This window comes from Pseudomonas sp. GLN_2, assembly GCF_043106005.1.
Taxonomy (GTDB): domain Bacteria; phylum Pseudomonadota; class Gammaproteobacteria; order Pseudomonadales; family Pseudomonadaceae; genus Aquipseudomonas; species Aquipseudomonas alloputida.
This window is the reverse complement of the sequence record NZ_JBICMC010000054.1, coordinates 67302-89995: the sequence shown is the minus strand read 5'-3', so window position 1 is coordinate 89995 and position 22694 is coordinate 67302. Positions and strand designations below refer to the sequence as shown.

The window sequence follows — 22694 nt, the reverse complement described above, 5'->3', positions numbered from 1 at the left end:
TGATCTGCGCTTCAAACCCAGCAGCTAGTGTGCTGCTGGGTTGATTATTCGTTTCTACAGCGATATTATCTCGCGCCCTATTTCTTGGCTTCCGGGGCGTAGGTAGCTGTCAATTGGAGTCCCACTGAATGGCCCGTATTGCAGGCGTCAACATTCCAGATAACAAGCATACTGTTATCTCGCTGACCTACATCTATGGTGTCGGTCGCACAACTGCACAGAAGATTTGTGCAGACGCTGGTGTAAACCCAGCCGCTAAGATCAAGGATCTGAGCGACGAGCAAATCGAAACCCTGCGTGGCGAAGTCGCGAAGTTCACCACCGAAGGTGACCTGCGTCGTGACATCAACATGAAGATCAAGCGCTTGATGGACCTGGGTTGCTACCGCGGCCTGCGTCATCGTAAAGGTCTGCCGGTTCGCGGTCAGCGCACCAAGACCAACGCACGCACCCGTAAGGGCCCGCGTAAGCCGATCCGCAAGTAATCGCCCAGGAATATAGACATGGCAAAACCTGCTGCTCGTCCTCGTAAGAAAGTCAAAAAGACAGTGGTTGATGGCATCGCCCACATCCATGCTTCTTTCAACAACACCATCGTGACCATCACCGACCGTCAGGGCAATGCTTTGTCCTGGGCGACCTCCGGTGGTTCGGGTTTCCGTGGTTCGCGCAAATCCACCCCGTTCGCAGCTCAGATCGCTGCTGAGCGTGCTGGTCAAGCTGCGCTGGAATACGGTCTGAAGAACCTCGACGTTAACGTCAAGGGTCCAGGTCCAGGTCGTGAGTCCGCCGTTCGTGCATTGAACAGCTGCGGCTACAAGATCGCCAGCATCACCGACGTGACGCCAATCCCGCACAACGGGTGCCGTCCGCCGAAGAAGCGTCGCGTGTAATCAGGAGACAGAAGAATGGCACGTTACATTGGTCCAAAATGCAAACTGTCTCGTCGTGAAGGCACCGATCTGTTCCTGAAGAGCGGCGTTCGCGCTCTGGAATCGAAGTGCAATATCGAAGCAGCCCCAGGTATCCACGGCCAGCGCCGTGGCCGTCAGTCCGACTACGGCACCCAGCTGCGTGAGAAACAAAAAGTCCGTCGTATCTACGGTGTTCTGGAGCGTCAGTTCCGCGGTTACTACCAAGCTGCTGCCTCGAAAAAAGGCGCAACCGGTGAGAACCTGCTGCAACTGCTCGAGTGCCGTCTGGATAACGTCGTTTACCGTATGGGCTTCGGCTCGACTCGTTCCGAGTCCCGTCAGCTGGTTTCGCACAAAGCGATCAGCGTCAACGGTAAGACTGTAAACATTCCATCCTACCAAGTTCGTCCGGGTGACGTGGTCGCAGTCCGCGAGAAATCGCTGGGCCAGTTGCGCATTGTTCAAGCCCTTGAACTGTGCGCCCAGCGTGGCCGCGTTGAGTGGGTTGATGTGGATGCTGCTAAAAAGTCGGGCGTTTTCAAGAACGTTCCTGCTCGCAGCGACCTGTCTGCCGACATCAACGAAAACCTGATTGTCGAGCTCTACTCCAAGTAAGGGCTAGAAAATAGGTGCATCCATGCAGATTTCGGTAAATGAGTTCCTGACTCCCCGCCACATTGATGTGCAGGTAGTCAGTCCGACCCGCGCCAAAATTACGCTCGAGCCTCTCGAGCGTGGTTTCGGCCATACCCTGGGCAACGCGCTGCGCCGCATCCTGTTGTCCTCCATGCCTGGCTGTGCAGTAGTCGAGGCCGAGATCGATGGCGTACTCCATGAGTACTCCGCGATCGAAGGTGTTCAGGAAGACGTAATTGAAATCCTGTTGAACCTGAAAGGTCTCGCTATCAAACTGCATGGTCGTGACGAAGTTACGCTGACCTTGTCGAAAAAGGGTTCGGGGGTGGTTACCGCTGCCGATATTCAGCTGGATCACGATGTCGAGATCGTCAACCCCGATCACGTAATCGCGAACCTGGCGTCGAACGGCGCTCTGAACATGAAGCTCACTGTAGCTCGTGGTCGTGGTTACGAGCCGGCCGACTCCCGTCAAACCGACGAAGACGAAAGCCGTAGCATTGGCCGTCTGCAGTTGGACGCCTCCTTCAGCCCGGTGCGTCGTATCGCCTATGTGGTCGAGAACGCCCGTGTTGAACAGCGTACCAACCTGGACAAACTGGTCATTGATCTGGAAACCAACGGCACCCTGGATCCTGAAGAGGCTATCCGCCGCGCTGCGACCATTCTGCAACAGCAGTTGGCCGCGTTCGTCGACCTCAAAGGTGACAGCGAGCCTGTCGTAGTCGAGCAGGAAGACGAGATCGATCCGATCCTGCTGCGTCCGGTTGACGACCTGGAACTGACTGTACGTTCGGCCAACTGCCTCAAGGCGGAGAACATCTACTACATCGGCGACCTGATTCAGCGTACCGAAGTAGAGCTGTTGAAGACTCCTAACCTGGGTAAGAAGTCCCTGACTGAAATCAAGGACGTTCTGGCCTCTCGTGGTCTGTCTCTCGGCATGCGCCTCGACAACTGGCCGCCTGCAAGTCTTAAGAAAGACGACAAGGCGACCGCCTGATCGTCGTAATCACCGAACGTAGTGTTTGGTAAGGAATGAATCATGCGTCATCGTAAAAGTGGACGTCACCTGAGCCGTACCAGCTCTCACCGCAAGGCTATGTTCCAGAACATGGCAGTGTCGCTGATCGAGCACGAGCTGATCAAAACCACCCTGCCGAAAGCCAAGGAACTGCGCCGCGTTGCCGAGCCGCTGATCACCCTGGCCAAGGAAGACAGCGTTGCTAACCGTCGTCTGGCCTTCGACCGTACCCGTTCGAAGTCCGCTGTTGGCAAACTGTTCAACGACCTGGGCAAGCGCTACGCCACCCGTCAGGGCGGCTACCTGCGCATCCTGAAGTGCGGTTTCCGCGCTGGCGACAACGCGCCTATGGCGTACGTCGAGCTGGTTGATCGTCCGGTCGGCGGTGCTGTAGAAGCTGCTGAGTAAGACGTTCTGTCTGCTACAGAAAACCGGGCCTAGTGCCCGGTTTTTTGTCTTTACATCTATTGTTTATTTCTATTGATTTAAGTCATGTAATGAATTTGTCCCTGTAATCTTGCTCGTCAATACTCTCTCTACAGCCGATTAGCCGGCCCTTGAAGACCGAAAAGGAGAGCCCATGAGCAAGATTCTCACCACCGCCAGCGGTGCACCTGTAGCCGACAACCAGAACTCCCGCTCCGCCGGCCCGCGCGGTCCGCTGTTGCTCGACGACTTCCACCTGATCGAGAAGCTCGCCCATTTCAATCGCGAGAACATTCCTGAGCGCCGCGTCCATGCCAAAGGCTCGGGCGCCTACGGTACCTTTACCGTTACTCACGATATCACCGGCTATACCAGCGCCAAGCTGTTCGAAGAGGTCGGTAAACAAACCGAGACTTTCTTACGCTTCTCTACCGTTGGTGGCGAGCGCGGCTCTGCAGATACCGAGCGTGACCCGCGTGGCTTCGCGGTGAAGTTCTACACCGAGGAAGGCAACTGGGACATCGTCGGTAACAACACGCCAGTGTTCTTCATTCGTGACCCGCTGAAGTTCCCGGACTTTATCCACACCCAGAAGCGCCACCCGCAGTCCAACCTGAAGAACGCTCAGATGGTTTGGGATTTCTGGTCGCACTCCCCAGAAGCGCTGCATCAGGTCACCATCCTGTTTTCCGACCGTGGCATTCCGGACGGCTACCGTCACATGCATGGCTTCGGCAGCCACACCTACAGCCTGATCAATGCAAAGGGCGAACGCACTTGGGTCAAGTGGCACTTCAAGACCCAACAAGGCATCAAGAACCTCACCCCGGCAGACGCTGCACGCCTGGCAGGTACCGACCCGGATTACGCTCAGCGCGACCTCTTCGAGGCCATTGAGCGTGGCGACTACCCGCGCTGGACTGTCTGCATTCAGGTGATGAGCGAAGCCGAGGCTGCCAGCCGCGACGAGAACCCATTCGACGTGACCAAGACCTGGTCGCAGAAGGAGTATCCGCTCATCGAGGTGGGTGTGCTGGAGCTCAACCGTAACCCGCTCAACTATTTTGCAGAAGTCGAGCAGGCCGCGTTCGGCCCGAGCAATATGGTGCCCGGCGTCGGTCTTTCACCGGACCGCATGCTGCAAGGCCGTGTATTCGCCTACGCCGACGCGCACCGCTATCGCGTGGGCACCAACCACCAGCAATTGCCAGTCAACGCGCCACGCTGCCCGGTCAACAGCTATCAGCGCGACGGCTCGATGGCCACCGGCAGTTACGGTAGTGCACCGAACTACGAGCCAAACAGCTACAGCGATGCCCCGAAACAGTCGCCACGTCATGCTGAGCCAGCTTTGGCAATGAATGGTTCGGCTGATCGCTACGATCACCGCGAGGACACCGACTACTTCAGCCATGCCGGCGCTTTGTTCCGTTTGATGAGCGATGAGCAGAAAGCCCTGCTGATCAGCAATATCGCCGGTGCCATGGCGGGTGTCAGCGAAGATGTGATTCAGCGTCAGCTACAGTACTTCTTCAAGGCGGATCCGGCCTATGGCGAAGGGATTGCAAAGGCTTTGGGCATCAATCTCGCCTAAGTCGAAGTGATAAGAAGAACCGCCCTCATTTGGGCGGTTTTTCAATGAATATCACTACTGTTTAACCGATTTTTTGCGTCTGATTGCGCGTTTTTCAGTGACCATAGGCAAAAGCTGGTTCACACTATGTGGCATAGACGTTTTCACATGGAGAATCAGGGCGATGCAAGGCCACCCGGATGTAATCAACTATCTCGTCACGTTGCTGAAGGGCGAACTGGCGGCACGCGACCAGTACTTCATTCATTCGCGCATGTACGAAGACTGGGGCCTGTCCAAGCTCTATGAGCGCATCAACCACGAGATGGAGGAAGAGACGCAGCACGCCGATGCCCTGATGCGTCGTATTCTCATGCTCGAAGGGACCCCTGACATGCGTGCCGATGACCTGGAGGTCGGTAGCACCGTGCCGGAAATGATCGAGGCAGACCTCAAGCTCGAATACAAGGTGCGCGGTGCGCTTTGTAAAGGCATCGAGCTATGCGAACTGCACAAGGATTACGTAAGTCGTGACATCCTGCGTGCGCAGCTGGCCGACACCGAAGAAGATCACACCTACTGGCTTGAGAAGCAGCAGGGGCTGATCAAGGCCATCGGGCTGGAAAACTACCTGCAGTCGCAGATGTAAGTTACCCACAGGCTCAAGTAAAAGCCCCTGGCACCATCGGTACCAGGGGCTTTTTCATTGCGCTGGCAATACTTAGGCCCGATCCCGCTCCAGCAATGGTTTCAGGTAATGGCCGGTATATGACTGCTTCATCTCGCTCAGCTCTTCTGGCGTACCGCAGGCAATGATCTGCCCACCCTTGGAGCCGCCCTCAGGCCCCAGGTCAACCAGCCAGTCGGCAGTCTTGATCACATCCAGGTTATGCTCGATCACCACCACGGTATTGCCGTGGTCGCGCAGGCGATGCAACACATCCAGCAGTTGCTGGATATCGGCAAAGTGCAGACCGGTAGTAGGTTCGTCGAGGATGTACAAGGTCTTGCCGGTATCGCGCTTGGACAGTTCGCGCGACAGCTTCACCCGCTGCGCCTCACCGCCGGACAACGTGGTCGCTGATTGCCCCAGTTTGATGTACGACAGGCCTACATCCATCAACGTTTGCAGCTTGCGCGCCAGCGCCGGCACCGCATCGAAGAACTCTCGGGCATCCTCGATGGTCATTTCCAGCACCTCGTGGATGTTCTTGCCCTTGTACTTGATCTCCAGGGTTTCGCGGTTGTAGCGCTTGCTCTTGCACACATCACACGGCACGTAGATGTCCGGCAGGAAGTGCATTTCCACCTTGATCAGGCCATCGCCCTGGCAGGCCTCGCAACGGCCCCCCTTGACGTTGAATGAGAAACGCCCCGGACCATAACCCCGCGAGCGTGACTCCGGTACACCGGAGAACAGCTCGCGGATCGGGGTGAAGATGCCGGTGTAGGTCGCCGGGTTGGAGCGTGGTGTGCGGCCGATCGGGCTCTGGTCGATATCCACCACCTTGTCCAGGTGCTGCAGGCCGTCCATGCTGCTGTGCGGTGCCGCTTCCAGGCTGCTTGCGCCATTGAGGGCGGTGGCGGCCAAGGGGTACAGGGTGTTGTTGATCAGCGTCGATTTACCCGAGCCGGATACACCAGTCACGCAGGTCAGCAGGCCGATTGGTACTTCCAGGTCGACGTTCTGCAGGTTGTTGCCACGCGCGCCTTTGAGCTTGAGCTGCAGCTTCTTGTTGCGCGGCGTGCGCTTGGCCGGCACGACGATCTTCTTGCGCCCGGACAGGTACTTGCCAGTCAGCGAATCGGGATGGTTCATGACCTCCTGAGGCGAGCCCTCGGCGACGATCTGCCCACCGTGAACACCGGCGCCTGGGCCGATATCGACCACGTAGTCGGCCAGCCGAATGGCGTCCTCGTCGTGTTCCACCACGATCACCGTGTTGCCCAGGTCGCGCAAATGGTTGAGGGTGGCCAACAGGCGGTCGTTGTCGCGTTGATGAAGGCCGATGGACGGTTCATCGAGGATGTACATCACCCCCACCAGACCGGCGCCGATCTGGCTGGCGAGTCGGATACGTTGCGCTTCACCGCCGGACAGGGTGTCGGCGCTACGATCCAGGGTCAGGTAGTCGAGGCCGACATTGACCAGGAACTGAAGTCGTTCGCAGATTTCCTTGAGGATTTTTGCCGCGATTTCGCCACGGCGGCCGGTGAGGGTCAGTTGACCAAAGTAGTTGCTGGCTTCACCGATCGGCAAATTGGTTACCGCCGGCAGGGTTTTCTCGCCCACCCACACATGGCGCGCCTCGCGGCGCAGGCGCGTACCCCGGCAATCCGGGCACGGTTGCGTACCAAGGAATTTGGCCAGTTCTTCACGCACTGTGGCCGATTCGGTTTCGCGGTAGCGGCGCTCAAGGTTTGGCACAATGCCTTCGAACGGGTGCGATCGCTTGACGATATCGCCTCGGTCGTTGAGGTATTTGAAGTCGACACTCTGCTTGCCGCTGCCCTGCAGGATCACCTTCTGGTGTTCGGCTGACAGCTCGCCGAAAGGCTCCTCCAGGCTGAAGCCGTAGTGCGCAGCCAACGAACCGAGCATCTGGAAGTAGTACACGTTACGCCGGTCCCAGCCGCGGATCGCGCCTTCGGCCAAGGTCAGTTCGGTGTTGACCAGGCGTTTGGTGTCGAAGAACTGCTTGACCCCCAGGCCGTCGCAGGTCGGGCAGGCGCCCGCCGGGTTGTTGAAGGAGAACAGCTTCGGTTCCAGCTCGCTGATCGCGTGGCCGCACACCGGACAGGCGAAGCGCGCGGAGAAGATCGTCTCCTCGCCTTGTTCGTCGTCCATCGGTGCCACCAGGGCAATACCATCGGCCAGCTTCAACGCGGTCTCGAACGATTCGGCCAGGCGCTGTTGCAGGTCGGCGCGGACTTTGAAGCGGTCCACCACCACATCGATGCTGTGCTTCTTCTGTTTGTCCAGCTTGGGCAATTCATCGAGTTCGTAGAGCTTGCCGTTGACCCTGGCCCGCACGAAGCCCTGGGCGCGAAGCTCGTCAAACACCGCCAGGTGCTCGCCCTTGCGCTCGCGCACCACCGGCGCGAGCAGCATCAGCTTGCTGCCCTCCGGGCGCTCCAGCACCAGGTCGACCATCTGGCTGATCGTTTGCGCCTCCAGCGGGATATCGTGGTCCGGGCAGCGTGGAGTACCGACGCGGGCGTACAACAGGCGCAGATAGTCGTAGATTTCGGTGATGGTGCCGACCGTGGAGCGCGGGTTGTGCGAGGTCGACTTCTGCTCGATGGAAATCGCCGGCGACAGGCCTTCGATGGTGTCGACGTCGGGCTTTTCCATCATCGACAGGAACTGCCGGGCGTAGGCCGACAGCGATTCCACGTAGCGGCGCTGGCCTTCGGCGTACAAGGTATCGAACGCCAGGGACGACTTGCCGGAACCGGACAGGCCGGTGATCACGATCAACTTGTCCCGGGGCAGGGTCAGGTCGATGTTCTTCAGGTTGTGGGTACGTGCCCCACGAATCAGGATCTTGTCCACTGCGGCCTCGCTTGGCGGGCATAAACAAGGAAGTATACGGCGCGCCAGTATGACGCGGCAAAGCGTCGCGTAGATGCCGTCAAGCTGTCGGACTGATAGAATCGCCGCCGGTTCACACGAGGTTAATCCATGCACGACACCCACAACGAGCGTATGAGTAGCGGCGAAACCCGCGCCGCTGGCGGCCTTGCCCTGGTCTTTGCCTTTCGTATGCTGGGCATGTTCATGGTCTTGCCGGTACTGGCCACCTACGGCATGGACCTGGCTGGCGCCACGCCTGCCCTGATCGGCCTGGCCATTGGTGCCTATGGCCTGACCCAGGCGGTATTGCAGATCCCGTTCGGGATGATTTCCGACCGCATCGGTCGCCGGCCGGTGATTTATCTGGGGCTGGTGATCTTCGCCCTGGGCAGTGTACTGGCGGCCCAGGCCGACTCTATCTGGGGCGTGATTGCCGGGCGCATCCTGCAGGGCGCGGGGGCAATTTCTGCTGCGGTCATGGCACTGCTGTCGGACCTCACCCGCGAACAACACCGGACCAAGGCCATGGCCATGATCGGCATGAGCATCGGCCTGTCGTTTGCTGTCGCCATGGTCGTCGGTCCATTGCTGACAAGTGCCTTTGGTTTGTCAGGTTTGTTCCTGGTCACGGCTGGGCTGGCCCTGGTCGGCATGCTGTTGATCGCGTTTGTCGTGCCCAGCACCCACAGCATTTTGCAGCACCGCGAGTCGGGTGTGGCGCGCCAGGCCATCGGCCCGACCCTGCGCCATCCGGACCTTCTGCGCCTGGACGTCAGCATTTTCATCCTGCACGCCGTCCTCATGGCCAGCTTCGTTGCGCTGCCGCTGGCGTTCGTCGAGCGTGGCGGCCTGCCCAAGGAGCAGCATTGGTGGGTGTACCTGACCGCGCTGTTCATCTCATTTTTTGCAATGGTCCCGTTCATCATCTACGGCGAAAAAAAGCGCAAGATGAAACGTGTGTTGGCCGGCGCGGTCAGTGTCCTGCTGCTGACGGAGATATACTTCTGGGAGTGGGCTGACGGTTTGCGCGGACTGGTGGTTGGCACCGTGGTATTCTTTACCGCATTCAACCTGCTGGAGGCTTCGCTGCCTTCTCTGGTGAGCAAGGTGTCGCCTGCCGGTGGCAAGGGGACGGCAATGGGGGTGTATTCCACCAGCCAGTTCCTCGGTGCAGCGTTAGGCGGGATTCTTGGCGGCTGGCTGTTCCAGCACGGTGGGCTGAACACGGTGTTCCTCGGTAGCGCGGTGCTGTGTGCTATCTGGCTGATCGTCGCCTTGCGCATGAACGAGCCGCCATATGTGACCAGCCTGCGCATGCCCCTGACCCCTGAGGCGGTCCGGGAAGCCGGCCTGACCGAGCGCCTGATGGCCGTGCCGGGTGTGACCGACGCTGTGGTGGTGGAAGAAGAAGCCGCCATCTATATCAAACTGGATACGAAAATTTTGGACCGTGCGACCCTCGAGCGACTGGTGAATCCAGCCTCTTCGGCGTGCGAAGCCTAGGAGAACGTTATGGCCCGTGGGGTTAACAAAGTCATTCTGGTCGGTACCTGTGGCCAGGATCCCGAAGTCCGCTACCTGCCCAACGGTAACGCCGTGACCAACCTGAGCCTGGCCACCAGCGAGCAGTGGACTGACAAGCAGTCGGGCCAGAAGGTCGAGCGTACCGAGTGGCACCGTGTGTCGCTGTTCGGCAAGGTTGCCGAAATCGCTGGCGAGTACCTGCGCAAGGGTTCGCAGTGCTACATCGAAGGCAAGCTGCAGACCCGCGAGTGGGAAAAAGACGGCATCAAGCGCTACACCACCGAGATCATCGTCGACATCAACGGCACCATGCAGCTGCTCGGCGGTCGTCCGCAAGGCCAGCAGCAGGGCGGCGACCCATACAACCAGGGTGGCGGCAATTACGGTGGCGGCCAGCAGCAACAGTACAACCAGGCACCGCCACGCCAGCAGGCCCAGCGCCCGCAACAGGCCCCTCAGCGCCCAGCGCCGCAACAGCCTGCGCCGCAGCCGGCGGCTGACTTCGACAGCTTCGATGACGATATTCCGTTCTGATCAGAGCGGTAAGGCGTTCAGCAAGACCAGAAACCCAGGGCAGTTGCCCTGGGTTTTTTTATGGGCAGCACCGCGTATCTGGCATCGCTTTCAGTAGAACAACCGCGGCTCCGCCGAATCCAGCAGGCTTGCCAGCTTGGTCAGGGCAAAGCCCAGTGCCTGGCGGCTGGGTGCCATCAGGGCGATGCGCACACCGCAGGTGGCGTGGCTGCGTTCTGGCAGGAACTGGCTGCCGCTGACCACCGTTACGCCGTTGTCACGCGCCAGGTTGGCAAACTCGTCGCTGGTCCACGGTTCTGGCAGCTCCAGCCAGATATGGAAGCTGTGAGGCTGGGTGCGGATCTTGTATTGGCCAAGAATCTCCCGGGCCATGTGCTGGCGTGCGGCCGCCTCCTGCTGCTGCATACGCACCAGCTGGTCGGCCTTGCCGCTGTTGATCAGGTTGCTGGCCAGTTGCGCCATCAGTGGCGATGGCATCCACACGCTGCTGCGTACCATCGATGATAACCGCGACAGGGTTTGCGGCGGGGCGTACAGGTAGCCGATGCGCAGTGCCGGCAGCACGCTTTTGGACAGGCTGGTGAGGTACACCGAGCGTTCAGGCGCATACGCTGCAAGCGGCTTGTAGCCCGGGTCGGGCTCGAGAAAACCGTAGATATCGTCATCCACGATGAACAGGTCGAACTCACGGGCGATCTCGGCGATAGCCTGGCGCCTTGCTGGGGGCATGATCGAGTTGGTCGGGTTCTGGTGCGTGGTGACGCACACCAGCAGGGAAGGGCGGTGTTCCAGACAGGCCGCGCGCAATGCCTCCGGGATGAGCCCGTGTTCGTCCATGGCGACGCCGCGCAAGCGCCGGCCCAGGCTGTGAGCCAGGGATATGATGCCCGGGTAGCAGAGCGACTCGCACAGCACCACATCGTCACTCTTCGACAGGCTGCTGATGGCCACCAGCAGCCCATGCTGGGCGCCAGCGGTCAGTACCACCTGCTGCCAGCGAGCATCAGGCAGCCAGCGCTGTATCCAGGTTGCACCGGCTTGTTTGTGGGACGTGTGGCCACCTTCCGTCACATAGTCGAGTACCTGCCCCAAGTCCGAGGAGGCGGCCAGTTCGCGGATAGCCGTGCCTAGCCACTCGCTCATGTGAGCGTCGTTGGGCTTGATGATCGAGAGGTCGATCTGGCTACTCTCGCCGGCAACGGGTGTGGGCACCGACGGGGCGGGTAATGGCTGCCGCAGTTGCCTGACAAATGTGCCTCGGCCTACCTCGCCAGCCACCAGACCACGCTTGGCTGCTTCGTCGTAGGCCCTTCCAACAGTGCCGGGGGTTACATTCAGCGCCTCGGCCAGGTCCTTGAGCGTGGGTAAGCGATCACCTTCTGCAAGCCGACCACGTTCGATGTCCTGTTCAAGGGCATCAGCGATCATCAGGTAAACCGGCTGTGTTTGATGGCTGTATTGGGGAACCCACATGGGAGATGGCACCAGGCTCTGCAAGAGCGCGAAAGCCTAGCATGAAAGCTCGGATGCAGGTAATGATGGTAATTGGTTAGATTGAGTTGAATTTATTTTAGATTGAATCGATTCAATTTTTGAAATTACAATCATCGCACCGATCAGACCGGCCACACTCGGGCTGCGCCTGGCATAACGCTCCACGGGATGGACATCGCTATGGAAATGTTGGGTACTTACTGGGCGGAGCACTGGTTGCTGGCAGTCCTCATACTTGGCGCGATCGCCTTCGTTGCGGGCTTCGTCGACAGCATTGCCGGTGGTGGTGGTTTGTTTCTGGTGCCGGGTTTTCTGCTGGTTGGCCTGCCGCCCCAAGTGGCACTGGGCCAGGAAAAACTGGTCAGTACCCTCGGCACGCTGGCGGCTATCCGCAACTTCCTGGCCAACAGCAAGATGGTCTGGCAGGTAGCGTTGGTCGGGGTGCCGTTTTCGCTATTAGGCGCCTACCTGGGGGCTCACCTGATCGTATCGATCTCGCAGGAAACGGTGGGCAAGATCATCCTGGCACTGATCCCCCTCGGCATTCTCATTTTCCTTACCCCCAAGGATCGTCCGGTCGAGGAGCGCGAGCTGTCTTCGCGAATGCTGTACACCGTAGTGCCGTTGACGTGCCTGGCCATTGGCTTCTACGACGGCTTCTTCGGCCCCGGTACCGGCAGCATGTTCATCATCGCTTTCCATTACCTGCTGCGCATGGACCTGGTCTCCAGTTCGGCCAACTCCAAAACCTTCAACTTCGCTTCCAACATCGGTGCCTTGGTGGCGTTCGTCAGCGCAGGCAAGGTCGTCTACCTGCTGGCATTGCCACTTGTGGCCTGCAACATCCTCGGTAACCACCTGGGCAGTTCCCTGGCCTTGCGTAAAGGCAATGACGTGGTGCGCAAGGCGTTGGTGTTCTCGATGCTCTGTCTGTTCACCAGCCTGGGCGTGAAGTACCTGACCTGACCCATTGATAGGAGATAACAAATGAAAACCGCATTTGTAACCGGTGCTTCCTCAGGCTTTGGCCGCGCCATCTGCTGCACCCTGATCGGCAAAGGCTACCGTGTGATCGGTGGCGCCAGGCGCATGGACAAACTGAAAGCACTGGAGGCCGAACTGGGCGTAAATTTCATTCCGCTGGCGCTGGATGTCACTGACCCCGTATCGCTCGAGAAGGCGGTCGAGCAGCTGCGTGAGGCGTCGCTGCAGATCGATCTGCTGGTCAACAACGCGGGGCTGGCGCTGGGCGTGGACCGTGCCCAAACCAGCAGTGCCGCAAACTGGCAGCAGATGATCGACACCAACATCACCGGCCTGGCCATGGTCACCCACAGGATCCTGCCGCAGATGGTGGAAGCCGATAGCGGCATGATCATCAACATCGGCTCGATTGCCGGCACTTACCCCTACCCGGGCGGTAACGTGTATGGCGCCAGCAAGGCGTTCGTCCGCCAGTTCAGCCTCAACCTGCGTGCCGACCTGGCTGGCACCCGGGTGCGGGTGAGCAACATCGAGCCGGGGCTGTGCTCAGGCACGGACTTCTCGGTGGTGCGCCTCAATGGCGACCTGGACGCCGTGCAGGCCTTGTATCGGGATGTCGAGGCCCTTCTGCCAGAGGACATCGCAGCGACGGTAGCCTGGGTTGCCGAGCAGCCGGCGCATGTGAATATCAATACCATCGAGATCATGCCTGTGGCGCAGAGCAGTGCGGCGCTGAATGTGGTGCGCAACTTGCCACGTGCCTGATCAGGGCCGCACCACTGACCCAGGTCATCGCACCTTCTGGATTCTTGACTAGTCTTATCCTTTGGCGGCCATCAATTGGCCGCCACCGTGACTACCAAGAGGCGCCGGCAATGTTCCGCGCGTCCACCACCTGATCAGGAGTGCACGATGGACCTGAACCGTCGGCAGTTCTTCAAGGTCGCCGCCGTCGGCCTTGGAGGCTCGAGCCTTGCGGCGTTGGGCATGGCCCCAACGCCGGCATTCGCCGAGCAGGTGCGTCACTTCAAGCTGGCGCATACCAAAGAAACCCGTAACACCTGCCCCTACTGTTCGGTCGGCTGCGGCCTGATCCTGTACAGCCAGGGCGATGCGGGGAAGAACGTCAAACAGAACATCATCCATATCGAAGGGGACGCCGACCACCCGGTCAACCGCGGCACACTTTGCCCGAAAGGCGCCGGCTTGCTGGACTTTATCCACAGCCCGAGCCGCCTGCAGTACCCCGAGGTGCGCAAGCCGGGCAGCAAAGAGTGGGTGCGGGTCAGCTGGGACGAGGCGCTGGACCGCGTCGCCGACCTGATGAAGCAGGACCGCGATGCCAACTTCATCGAGAAGAATGCCCAAGGCCAAACGGTCAACCGCTGGCTCACCACCGGTTTTCTTGCCGCTTCCGCTGCTTCCAGCGAGGCTGGCTACCTGACCCACAAGGTCATCCGCGCAACAGGCATGCTGGGGTTCGATAACCAGGCACGTGTCTGACATGGCCCGACGGTGGCAAGTCTTGCCCCGACGTACGGCCGTGGCGCCATGACCAACCACTGGTCCGATATCGCCAACGCGAATCTGGTCCTGGTGATGGGTGGCAACGCAGCAGAAGCGCATCCGTGCGGCTTCAAGTGGGTGACCGAGGCCAAAGCGCACAACAAGGCGCGGCTGATTGTGGTCGACCCGCGGTTTACCCGTACCGCTTCGGTGGCGGACTACTACGCGCCGATCCGTACCGGCACCGATATCGCCTTCATGGGCGGGCTGATCAACTACCTGCTCAGCAACGACAAGATCCAGCACGAGTACGTGCGCAACTACACTGACGTGTCGTTCATCGTCAAAGAGAACTATGGCTTCGAGGATGGCCTGTTCAGCGGCTACGACGAGGCCAAGCGTGTGTACGCCGACAAGTCCGGCTGGGGTTACGAGCTGGGTGAGGACGGCTATGCCAAGGTCGACCCGACACTGCAGCACCCTCGCTGCGTGTTCCAGCTGATGAAGCAGCATTACAGCCGCTATACCCCGGAACTGGCGAGCATGACCTGTGGCATGCCACAGGACGCCATGATGAAGGTCTGGGAAGAGATCGCCTCCTGCTCGGTTCCGGGCAAGACCATGACGATCCTTTATGCGCTAGGTTGGACGCAGCATTCGATCGGTGCGCAGATTATCCGCAGTGCGGCCATGGTCCAGCTGTTGCTCGGCAACGTCGGCATGCCCGGTGGCGGGGTCAATGCCCTGCGCGGGCACTCCAACATCCAGGGCCTGACCGACCTCGGCCTGCTGTCCAACTCGCTGCCGGGCTACCTGACCCTGGCCGGTGACGCCGAGCAGGACTACGCCGCCTACATCGACAAGCGCGCTTCCAAGCCGCTGCGGCCTGGGCAGTTGTCGTACTGGCAGAACTACGGCAAGTTCCACGTCAGCCTGATGAAGGCCTGGTACGGCGCCAATGCCACGGCGGAAAACAACTGGGGTTATGACTGGCTGCCCAAACTCGATGTACCGGCCTACGACGTGCTGCGCATGTTCGAGATGATGGGCCAGGGCAAAGTCAACGGTTATATGTGCCAGGGCTTCAACCCGATCGCCGCGCTGCCGGACAAAAACCGCGTCACTGCGGCACTGGGCAAGCTCAAGTGGCTGGTGATCATGGACCCCTTGGCCACCGAGACCTCGGAATTCTGGCGTAACGTCGGGCCGTTCAACGATGTCGACACGGCCTCTATCCAGACCGAAGTGATCCGCTTGCCCACTACCTGCTTCGCCGAGGAAGACGGCTCGCTGGTCAACAGCAGCCGCTGGCTGCAATGGCACTGGAAGGGCGCAGACGGCCCCGGCGAGACGCGCACCGACGTGCAGATCATGAGCGAGCTGTTCCTGCGCCTGCGCCAACGTTACCAGGCCGAAGGGGGCGCCTACCCTGACGCGATAATGAATATCAGCTGGCCGTACAAGATCCCTGAAGAGCCCTCCCCGGAGGAGCTGGCCAAGGAGATGAACGGCTGGGCGGTGGCCGATGTCACCGACCCGACTGGCGCGGTGATCAAGGCGGGCCAGCAACTGGCGGGCTTCGGTCAGCTCAAGGACGACGGTAGCACCGCGTCTGGCTGCTGGATCTTTGCCGGTAGCTGGACCGAACAGGGCAACCAGATGGCTCGCCGCGACAACAGCGACCCGTATGGCATGCACCAGGTGCAGAACTGGGCCTGGGCCTGGCCGGCCAACCGCCGCATCCTTTACAACCGTGCCTCCAGCGACCCGCAAGGCAAGCCGTGGGACCCGGAGAAAAAGCGCCTGGTATGGTGGAACGGCAAGGCCTGGACCGGCACCGACGTGCCGGACTTCAAGGTCGACTCGCCGCCCGAGGCGGGGATGAACCCCTTCATCATGAACCCCGAAGGCGTGGCGCGTTTCTTCGCCATCGACAAAATGGCCGAAGGCCCGTTCCCCGAGCACTATGAGCCCTTCGAAACACCGATCGGCATCAACCCGCTGCACCCGCAGAACAAGAAGGCCACCAGCAACCCGGCCGGGCGCATCTTCGATTCTGTGTGGGACACCCTCGGCACGCACGATGAGTTCCCTTATGCGGCGACCACCTACCGGCTGACCGAGCATTTCCACTTCTGGAGCAAGCATTGCCGGCTCAACGCCATTGCCCAGCCCGAGCAGTTCGTCGAGATAGGCGAGGTGCTGGCCAACGAGAAAGGCATCAAGGCCGGCGACCGGGTACGGGTGTCGAGCAAGCGTGGGCATATCGATGCGGTGGCGGTGGTGACCAAGCGGATTCGCCCGCTGCAGGTCAATAATCAAACCGTGCACCAAATCGGCATTCCGCTGCACTGGGGCTTCACCGGCGCTACCCGGCATGGCTACCTGACCAATACCTTGGTGCCGTTCCTCGGTGACGGCAATACGCAGACGCCAGAGTCCAAGTCGTTCCTCGTGAAAGTGGAGAAACTCTGATGGCCAGCCAAGACATCATCGCCCGCTCGGCCACCACTACCGTGCCGCCCTCGGTGCGTCAGCAGGAGCAGGTCGCCAAGCTGATCGACACTACCAAGTGCATCGGCTGCAAGGCCTGCCAGGTGGCGTGCTCGGAGTGGAATGAACTGCGTGACGAGGTTGGCCACAACCACGGCACCTACGACAACCCCCAGGACCTCACTGCCGAGACCTGGACACTGATGCGCTTTACCGAGCACGAGCGCGACGACGGCAACCTGGAGTGGCTGATCCGCAAGGACGGTTGCATGCACTGTGCCGACCCAGGTTGCCTGAAGGCATGCCCGAGCCCGGGCGCGATCATCAAGCACGCCAACGGTATCGTCGACTTCAACCAGGACCACTGCATCGGCTGCGGCTACTGCATCACCGGCTGCCCGTTCAACATCCCGCGTATCTCGCAGAAAGACCACAAGGCGTACAAGTGCACCCTGTGTTCCGATCGCGTCAGCGTGGGGCTGGAGCCGGCGTGCGTGAAAACCTGCCCGACCGGAGCGATCGTGTTCGGCAGCAAGGACGAGATGAAAGTGCATGCGGCCGAGCGCATCGTCGATCTGAAGTCGCGGGGCTACGACAAGGCCGGGTTGTACGACCCGGATGGCGTCGGTGGTACCCACGTGATGTACGTGCTGCACCATGCCGACACGCCGAAGCTGTATGCCGGCCTGCCGGACCAGCCAGTGATCAGCCCGTTGGTGGGGTTGTGGAAGGGCTTCACCAAGCCGCTGGCGCTGTTGGCCATGGGCGCGGCGGTGCTGGCGGGGTTCTTCCACTATGTGCGGATCGGCCCACAGCGTGTCGAGGAGGATGAACACCCGATACCGCCAGACGAAAGCGTGCATCAAGTGGACCCGTCGGTCCATGTCTATGATCCGAAGCAGCCCGGTGGGCAAGGGGAGCAGCGGCCATGAACGACAACAAACCCATCCTGCGCTACAACGCCAACGAGCGTAGCAACCACTGGGTGGTGGCGATCCTGTTCATCCTGGCTGGGCTGTCGGGGCTTGCGCTGTTCCATCCGGCGCTATTCTGGCTCAGCAACCTGTTCGGCGGCGGGCCGTGGACGCGCATTCTGCATCCCTTCATCGGGGTGGCGATGTTCGTGTTTTTCCTCGGCCTGGTATTGCGCTTCTGGCGGGCCAACTTCATCACCGCCAATGACCGCCTGTGGCTGCGTCGGGTGGACCGGGTAATGCGCAACGAGGAGGAGGGCGTACCGCCGATCGGCAAGTACAATGCCGGGCAGAAGCTGCTGTTCTGGACCCTGCTGGTGTGCATGCTGGTGCTGCTGGTCAGTGGCGTGGTGATCTGGCGTGCATACTTCAGCCATTGGTTTGGCATCGATGCCATTCGCTTGTCTGCGCTGCTGCACGCGCTGGCGGCCTTCGTGCTGATTCTCAGCATCATCGTGCACATCTACGCCGGCATCTGGATCAAGGGCTCGATCGGCGCCATGCTGCATGGCTGGGTCAGCCGCGCCTGGGCCCGCAAGCATCATGAGTTGTGGTACCGCGAAGTGACCGGCGACAAGACGCCGGGTGATCACGGACGAAAAGAAGGATAAGCGCTTGAGCACCCTACTCGAACCCGGGCAGATCGAAGCGTCGGCAGTCACGCCGCCATTTCTGCACCTGCCTGTCGCCAACCTGTTTGAACTGCGCGCCGCGCGCCTGGAGCAACTGGCTGAGGGCAACGCGCTTGGCGATTACCTGAGGCTGATTGCCCGTTTATGCCGCATCCAGCAGCAGCTTGTGGATAATCCGCCCAGCGGCTTGCCCGTGGCCGAGGCGCGTCAGCGCCTGTGCATGGATCATGGTTTGCCGCCGCTGGCGGCTGACAGCCTGGTGCGTGAAGGGCCATGGCTGGTCTGGTTGCAGGCACTGCTAGAGCACCTCAGCGGCGAAACCCGTGGCCCGATGGGTGAGGCCCTGCAGGTGCTACGAGGCAGTGATGACAATCAGCGCAAGGGCTGGGGCATTGCTTTGCTGGCAGGCCAGTACGATGGTGTGCCTGCAGCACTGGTGCCGTTTCTCGGGGCCGCGTTGCAGGCGGCCTGGTCCAGCTGGTTGCTGGCGCTGCCCGCACACCAGCTCAAGCCTGCCGGCAGCCTGGCCCAATGCCCGGCTTGTGGTTCGCCGGCGATGGCCGGGGTGGTGCGCAACCGTGGAAAGCACAACGGCTTGCGTTACCTGGCCTGTTCGTTGTGTGCCTGTGAGTGGCATGTGGTGCGGGTCAAGTGTGTCTACTGCGAGTCGAGCAAGGATTTGCGTTACACCAGCCTTGAGGATGATCGCCATGCGCCAGGCAAAGCGCCGCTACGCGCGGAATGCTGCCCCGGGTGCGCCAGCTACCTGAAGCAGAACTACCTGGAGAACGATGCGGCGGCCGAGCCGCTGGCCGATGACCTGGCCAGCCTGGCCCTGGATATACGTCTGGACGGGGAGGGCTTCCATCGCCTGGCGCCCAACCTGATGCTCGCGCCCGGTGGCGGGTGAGTGTCTACACTGAAAGATCGACTTGCCTTCTTCGCGGTCAAACCCCTGCCTACAGGTAAATGCGCCAACCCGCTGTACTTGTAGGAGCGGGTTCACCCGTGAATGGGCCAGCACAGACAACGGATCAGTCCAAGGTAGTACCGCATGTCCAACAGCCTTGCCAGCGACACCCCACGCCTGCCGTCCATCGATACCCTCCTTCGCCACCCGGCTTGCCTCCCTCTGATCGATCGCCACGGCCGTGACGCCGTGCTGAATACCCTGCGCCAGTTGCTCGATGACCTGCGCGAGCCCGTCCGTCATGGCGAACTCGGCAGCGCCGAACTGGCTCCGGAAATCCTCCTTGGCCGCAGCGGCGAACGCCTCGCCCTCCAGCAACGCAGCCAGGTTCGCCGCGTGTTCAATCTCACCGGGACCGTGCTGCACACCAACCTGGGCCGCGCCTTGCTACCGGAAGAAGCCATCGAGGCCATGCAGACCGCGGCTCGTTACCCGCTCAACCTGGAATTTGACCTGGCCACCGGCAAACGTGGCGACCGTGATGACCTGATCGAAGGCCTGATTCGCGAGCTGACCGGCGCCGAAGCCGTCACTGTGGTCAACAACAATGCCGCCGCCGTACTGCTAGCGCTCAACAGCCTGGGCGCGCGCAAGGAAGGCATCATCTCTCGCGGTGAACTGATCGAGATCGGTGGTGCTTTCCGCATTCCCGACATCATGGCCCGTGCCGGTGTGAAGCTGCACGAGGTTGGCACCACCAACCGTACCCACGCCCGCGACTACGAGGCCGCCATCGGCCCGCGCACTGGTCTGCTGATGCGGGTGCATTGCAGCAATTACAGCATCCAGGGCTTCACCACCCAGGTGCCTACTGTCGAGCTGGCACGTATCGCCCACCAACATCAACTGCCACTGCTTGAAGACCTGGGCAGCGGCAGCCTGCTCGACCTTACCCGCTGGGGCCTGCCCGCCGAACCCACGGTACGCCAGGCCCTGGCCGATGGTGCCGATATCGTCACCTTCAGTGGCGACAAACTGCTGGGGGGGCCGCAAGCCGGGATCATTGTCGGCCACAAGGACTTGATCACCAGGATCAAGAAAAATCCGCTCAAGCGTGCCTTGCGCGTCGACAAGATCACCCTCGCTGCACTCGAAGCGGTGCTGGCGCTGTACCGCAACCCTGATCGCCTGGCCGAGCGCCTGCCCAGCCTGCGCCTGCTGACTCGCAGCCAGGCCGAGATCCAGGCCCAGGCCGAGCGCCTGGCGCCTGAGCTCCAGGCGCGCCTCGGCGAGCAATGGGCCATCCGTGTAGAGCCCGCGTTGGGCATGATCGGCAGTGGCAGCCAGCCGGTTGCACGCTTGCCCAGTGCCGCGCTGTGCCTGCGCCCGCAAGTGTCGAAGAAGTTGCGCGGGCGCAGCCTGCATGTGCTGGAGCGAGCCCTGCGTGACCTACCGGTGCCGGTGCTGGGCCGCATTGATGACGATGCCCTGTGGCTGGACCTGCGCCAGCTGGATGACGAAGCCCAGTGGCTGGCCCAGTTGCCAGCCCTGCAGCTGGGGCCGGTGCAGTGATCGTTGGTACCGCTGGCCACATCGACCACGGCAAGACCGCACTGCTGCTGGCGCTGACCGGCCAGGCCGGCGACCAGCGGCAAGAAGAGCGCGCCCGCGGCATGACCATCGACCTTGGCTACCGCTATGCGGCGCTGAGCGAAGGCGCGCCGCTGACCGGCTTCATCGATGTGCCGGGCCACGAGCGTTTTATCCACAACATGCTGGCCGGCGCTCATGGCATCGACCTGGTGTTGTTGGTAGTGGCGGCCGACGACGGTGTCATGCCACAGACCCGTGAACACCTGGCGATCATCGAGCTGCTGGGCATTCCCCACGCTTTGGTGGCGATCAGCAAATGCGACCGGGTCGAGCCGTCGCGTCTGGCCGAGGTGCAGATGCAAGTCAGTGAATTGCTGGCGCCTGGGCCATATGCCGGGGCGCGGCAGTTTCCGCTGTCGAGCATCAGCGGGGAGGGCGTGGACGCGTTGCGTCAGGCCCTGCTGGAGGCCGAAGCAGGTACACGGCAGCGTAGTGTCTTCGGTGGTTTTCGCCTGGCCGTCGACCGTGCCTTTGCGGTTACCGGCGCCGGTGTGGTGGTCACCGGCACGGCACTGGCCGGGCGGGTCAGTGCGGGTGATACGTTGTTGCTGGGCAAGGCCGGCAAGGTGGTGCGCGTGCGTGGCCTGCATGCACAGAACCAGGCCGCGTTGGTGGCAGAAGCAGGCCAACGGGTGGCGCTGAACATCGCTGCCGAGCGCCTGGCCGTGGAGCAGGTGCACCGGGGCGACTGGCTGGTGCCCGAATGGTTGCATGCGCCCAGTGTTCGGGTGGATATCGAGCTTAACCTGTTACCGGACGAGAAGCGTGCTTTCGAACATTTCAGTGCTGTGCATGTGCACCTCGGCACCCAGGATGTAACGGCCCGGGTCGCCTTGCTCGAAGGCGAAAGCCTGGCTGCCGGCCAACGCATGTTTGCCCAGTTGTTGCTCAACGCGCCGTTGCAGGCCGTGCACGGCGACCGCCTGGTGCTGCGCGATCAGCGCGCCCAACGCACACTGGGCGGCGGCAAGGTGCTCGACCCGTTCGCCCCAAGCCGCCAACGCCGCAGCGATGCCCGTCTGCAGCAGTTGCAGGTGCTGCGCGATGCAGCGGATCTGGAGCAGGCACTGCCAGCACTGCTCGCCAGTGCACCGGGCGGCATTAGCCCGCAGCGACTCGAGCGGCAGTTCAACCGCCTGCGGGAAACCTGGCAGTTACCGGATGATGTGCGGGTGGTGGCCACCCGGCAGGGCCAACTGCTGTTCGCCAACGCCCAATGGCAGGCGCTCAAGCAGCAGGTTCTGGAACAGCTGGCGCGCTTTCACGAGCAAGAGCCCGACCAGCTCGGCCCGGACCGCGATCGCCTGCGGCGCTTTGTAGCCTTGCCCCTGGAACGGCCGGCTTTCGTCAGCCTGCTGGATGAACTGCTCGACGACAGCGCCATCGCCAGCAGCGGGCCATGGCTGCATCTGCCCGATCACAAGGTGCAGTTGAGCGAAGCCGACAGTGCATTGTGGGCACGTCTGCAGCCGAAGTTGATCGCAGGGCAATACGACCCACCTTGGGTCAGGACGCTGGCGGGTGAGGAGAACCGTGCCGAAGCCGATGTGCGCCTGTTACTGCGCAAGTTGGCCCGGCTGGGCCTGGTGCATCAAGTGGTGCGCGACTTGTTCTACCCCGAGGCGACGCTACAGCGCATGGCAGCGTTGATGCTGGGGCAGGCCAGTGAAACGACGATAGTGCAGGTTGCCGCGTTTCGCGATATGTTGGGCATCGGTCGCAAGCGCAGTGTGCAGATTCTGGAATACTTCGACCGCATCGGCCTGACCCGGAGGGTGGCCGACCAGCGTCACATCCGCGCCGACAGCGCCCTGGCCCAACAACAGGCCAGGCACTGAGT

At 61.2% G+C, this 22694-nt stretch carries 19 protein-coding genes; 17 read left to right on the top strand and 2 right to left on the bottom strand.

Translation table 11 applies throughout. The annotated features are described in order from the left end of the window. The first annotated feature begins 128 nt into the window (after window positions 1-128). From rpsM to bfr, 7 genes are all read left to right on the top strand, one after another. Complete coding sequence (gene rpsM, locus ACF8Q6_RS14090; protein ID WP_003255457.1) at window positions 129-485, top strand: 30S ribosomal protein S13; 357 nt, start codon at window positions 129-131, stop codon at window positions 483-485. A gap of 18 nt (window positions 486-503) precedes the next feature. Further along, window positions 504-893 (top strand): 30S ribosomal protein S11, encoded by a 390-nt coding sequence (rpsK, locus tag ACF8Q6_RS14085; protein ID WP_003255454.1) that lies wholly within the window; start codon window positions 504-506, stop codon window positions 891-893. Between the two features lie 15 nt (window positions 894-908). Continuing rightward, a complete protein-coding gene (rpsD, locus tag ACF8Q6_RS14080) occupies window positions 909-1529 on the top strand; it encodes a 30S ribosomal protein S4 (protein ID WP_003255453.1) in 621 nt (206 codons plus the stop codon). A 22-nt stretch (window positions 1530-1551) separates the two neighbouring features. Then, a complete protein-coding gene (locus ACF8Q6_RS14075) occupies window positions 1552-2553 on the top strand; it encodes a DNA-directed RNA polymerase subunit alpha (RefSeq protein WP_003255452.1) in 1002 nt (333 codons plus the stop codon). 42 nt (window positions 2554-2595) lie between these two features. Next, window positions 2596-2982 carry a 50S ribosomal protein L17 gene (gene rplQ, locus ACF8Q6_RS14070; protein WP_003255451.1) on the top strand — a complete coding sequence of 129 codons (387 nt, stop codon included), beginning with the start codon at window positions 2596-2598 and terminating at the stop codon, window positions 2980-2982. Window positions 2983-3154: 172 nt separating this feature from the next. Next, window positions 3155-4594: a catalase gene (locus tag ACF8Q6_RS14065; RefSeq protein ID WP_392494351.1), complete on the top strand. Its 1440-nt coding sequence runs from the start codon at window positions 3155-3157 to the stop codon at window positions 4592-4594. Window positions 4595-4757: 163 nt separating this feature from the next. After that, entirely contained in the window at window positions 4758-5222 is a 465-nt protein-coding gene (bfr, locus tag ACF8Q6_RS14060) for a bacterioferritin (RefSeq protein ID WP_003255449.1), read from the top strand. A gap of 72 nt (window positions 5223-5294) precedes the next feature. On the opposite strand, the gene uvrA is transcribed toward bfr, so the two are convergent. Next, window positions 5295-8129 (bottom strand): excinuclease ABC subunit UvrA, encoded by a 2835-nt coding sequence (gene uvrA / locus ACF8Q6_RS14055; protein ID WP_392494350.1) that lies wholly within the window; start codon window positions 8127-8129, stop codon window positions 5295-5297. Window positions 8130-8258: 129 nt separating this feature from the next. Here uvrA and ACF8Q6_RS14050 point away from each other — a divergent pair, with 129 nt between their 5' ends. Continuing rightward, complete coding sequence (locus tag ACF8Q6_RS14050; protein WP_392494348.1) at window positions 8259-9653, top strand: MFS transporter; 1395 nt, start codon at window positions 8259-8261, stop codon at window positions 9651-9653. Between the two features lie 9 nt (window positions 9654-9662). Beyond that, window positions 9663-10208: a single-stranded DNA-binding protein gene (locus ACF8Q6_RS14045; protein ID WP_003255446.1), complete on the top strand. Its 546-nt coding sequence runs from the start codon at window positions 9663-9665 to the stop codon at window positions 10206-10208. 90 nt (window positions 10209-10298) lie between these two features. On the opposite strand, the gene ACF8Q6_RS14040 is transcribed toward ACF8Q6_RS14045, so the two are convergent. Then, window positions 10299-11681 (bottom strand): PLP-dependent aminotransferase family protein, encoded by a 1383-nt coding sequence (locus ACF8Q6_RS14040; protein WP_392494347.1) that lies wholly within the window; start codon window positions 11679-11681, stop codon window positions 10299-10301. A gap of 201 nt (window positions 11682-11882) precedes the next feature. Between ACF8Q6_RS14040 and ACF8Q6_RS14035 the strand changes: the two genes are divergently transcribed. From ACF8Q6_RS14035 to selB, 8 genes are all read left to right on the top strand, one after another. Then, window positions 11883-12668 (top strand): sulfite exporter TauE/SafE family protein, encoded by a 786-nt coding sequence (locus tag ACF8Q6_RS14035; protein ID WP_392494345.1) that lies wholly within the window; start codon window positions 11883-11885, stop codon window positions 12666-12668. Between the two features lie 21 nt (window positions 12669-12689). Next, window positions 12690-13451 carry an SDR family NAD(P)-dependent oxidoreductase gene (locus ACF8Q6_RS14030; protein WP_392494343.1) on the top strand — a complete coding sequence of 254 codons (762 nt, stop codon included), beginning with the start codon at window positions 12690-12692 and terminating at the stop codon, window positions 13449-13451. A gap of 147 nt (window positions 13452-13598) precedes the next feature. Then, window positions 13599-16667 (top strand): formate dehydrogenase-N subunit alpha, encoded by a 3069-nt coding sequence (gene fdnG, locus ACF8Q6_RS14025; RefSeq protein ID WP_143494999.1) that lies wholly within the window; start codon window positions 13599-13601, stop codon window positions 16665-16667. Further along, a complete protein-coding gene (gene fdxH / locus ACF8Q6_RS14020; RefSeq protein ID WP_392494341.1) occupies window positions 16667-17617 on the top strand; it encodes a formate dehydrogenase subunit beta in 951 nt (316 codons plus the stop codon). The genes fdnG and fdxH overlap by 1 nt, the downstream gene beginning before the upstream one ends. Next, window positions 17614-18270 (top strand): formate dehydrogenase subunit gamma, encoded by a 657-nt coding sequence (locus tag ACF8Q6_RS14015; protein WP_011953329.1) that lies wholly within the window; start codon window positions 17614-17616, stop codon window positions 18268-18270. The genes fdxH and ACF8Q6_RS14015 overlap by 4 nt, the downstream gene beginning before the upstream one ends. Window positions 18271-18274: 4 nt before the next feature. Beyond that, window positions 18275-19201, top strand: a complete 927-nt coding sequence (gene fdhE / locus ACF8Q6_RS14010; protein WP_392494339.1) for a formate dehydrogenase accessory protein FdhE — start codon at window positions 18275-18277, stop codon at window positions 19199-19201. Window positions 19202-19345: 144 nt separating this feature from the next. Next, window positions 19346-20773, top strand: coding sequence for an L-seryl-tRNA(Sec) selenium transferase (selA, locus tag ACF8Q6_RS14005; protein ID WP_392494338.1), 1428 nt, complete (start codon window positions 19346-19348; stop codon window positions 20771-20773). Next, a complete protein-coding gene (selB, locus tag ACF8Q6_RS14000) occupies window positions 20770-22692 on the top strand; it encodes a selenocysteine-specific translation elongation factor (RefSeq protein WP_392494337.1) in 1923 nt (640 codons plus the stop codon). Before selA ends, selB begins: the two co-directional genes overlap by 4 nt. Window positions 22693-22694 lie beyond the last annotated feature (2 nt).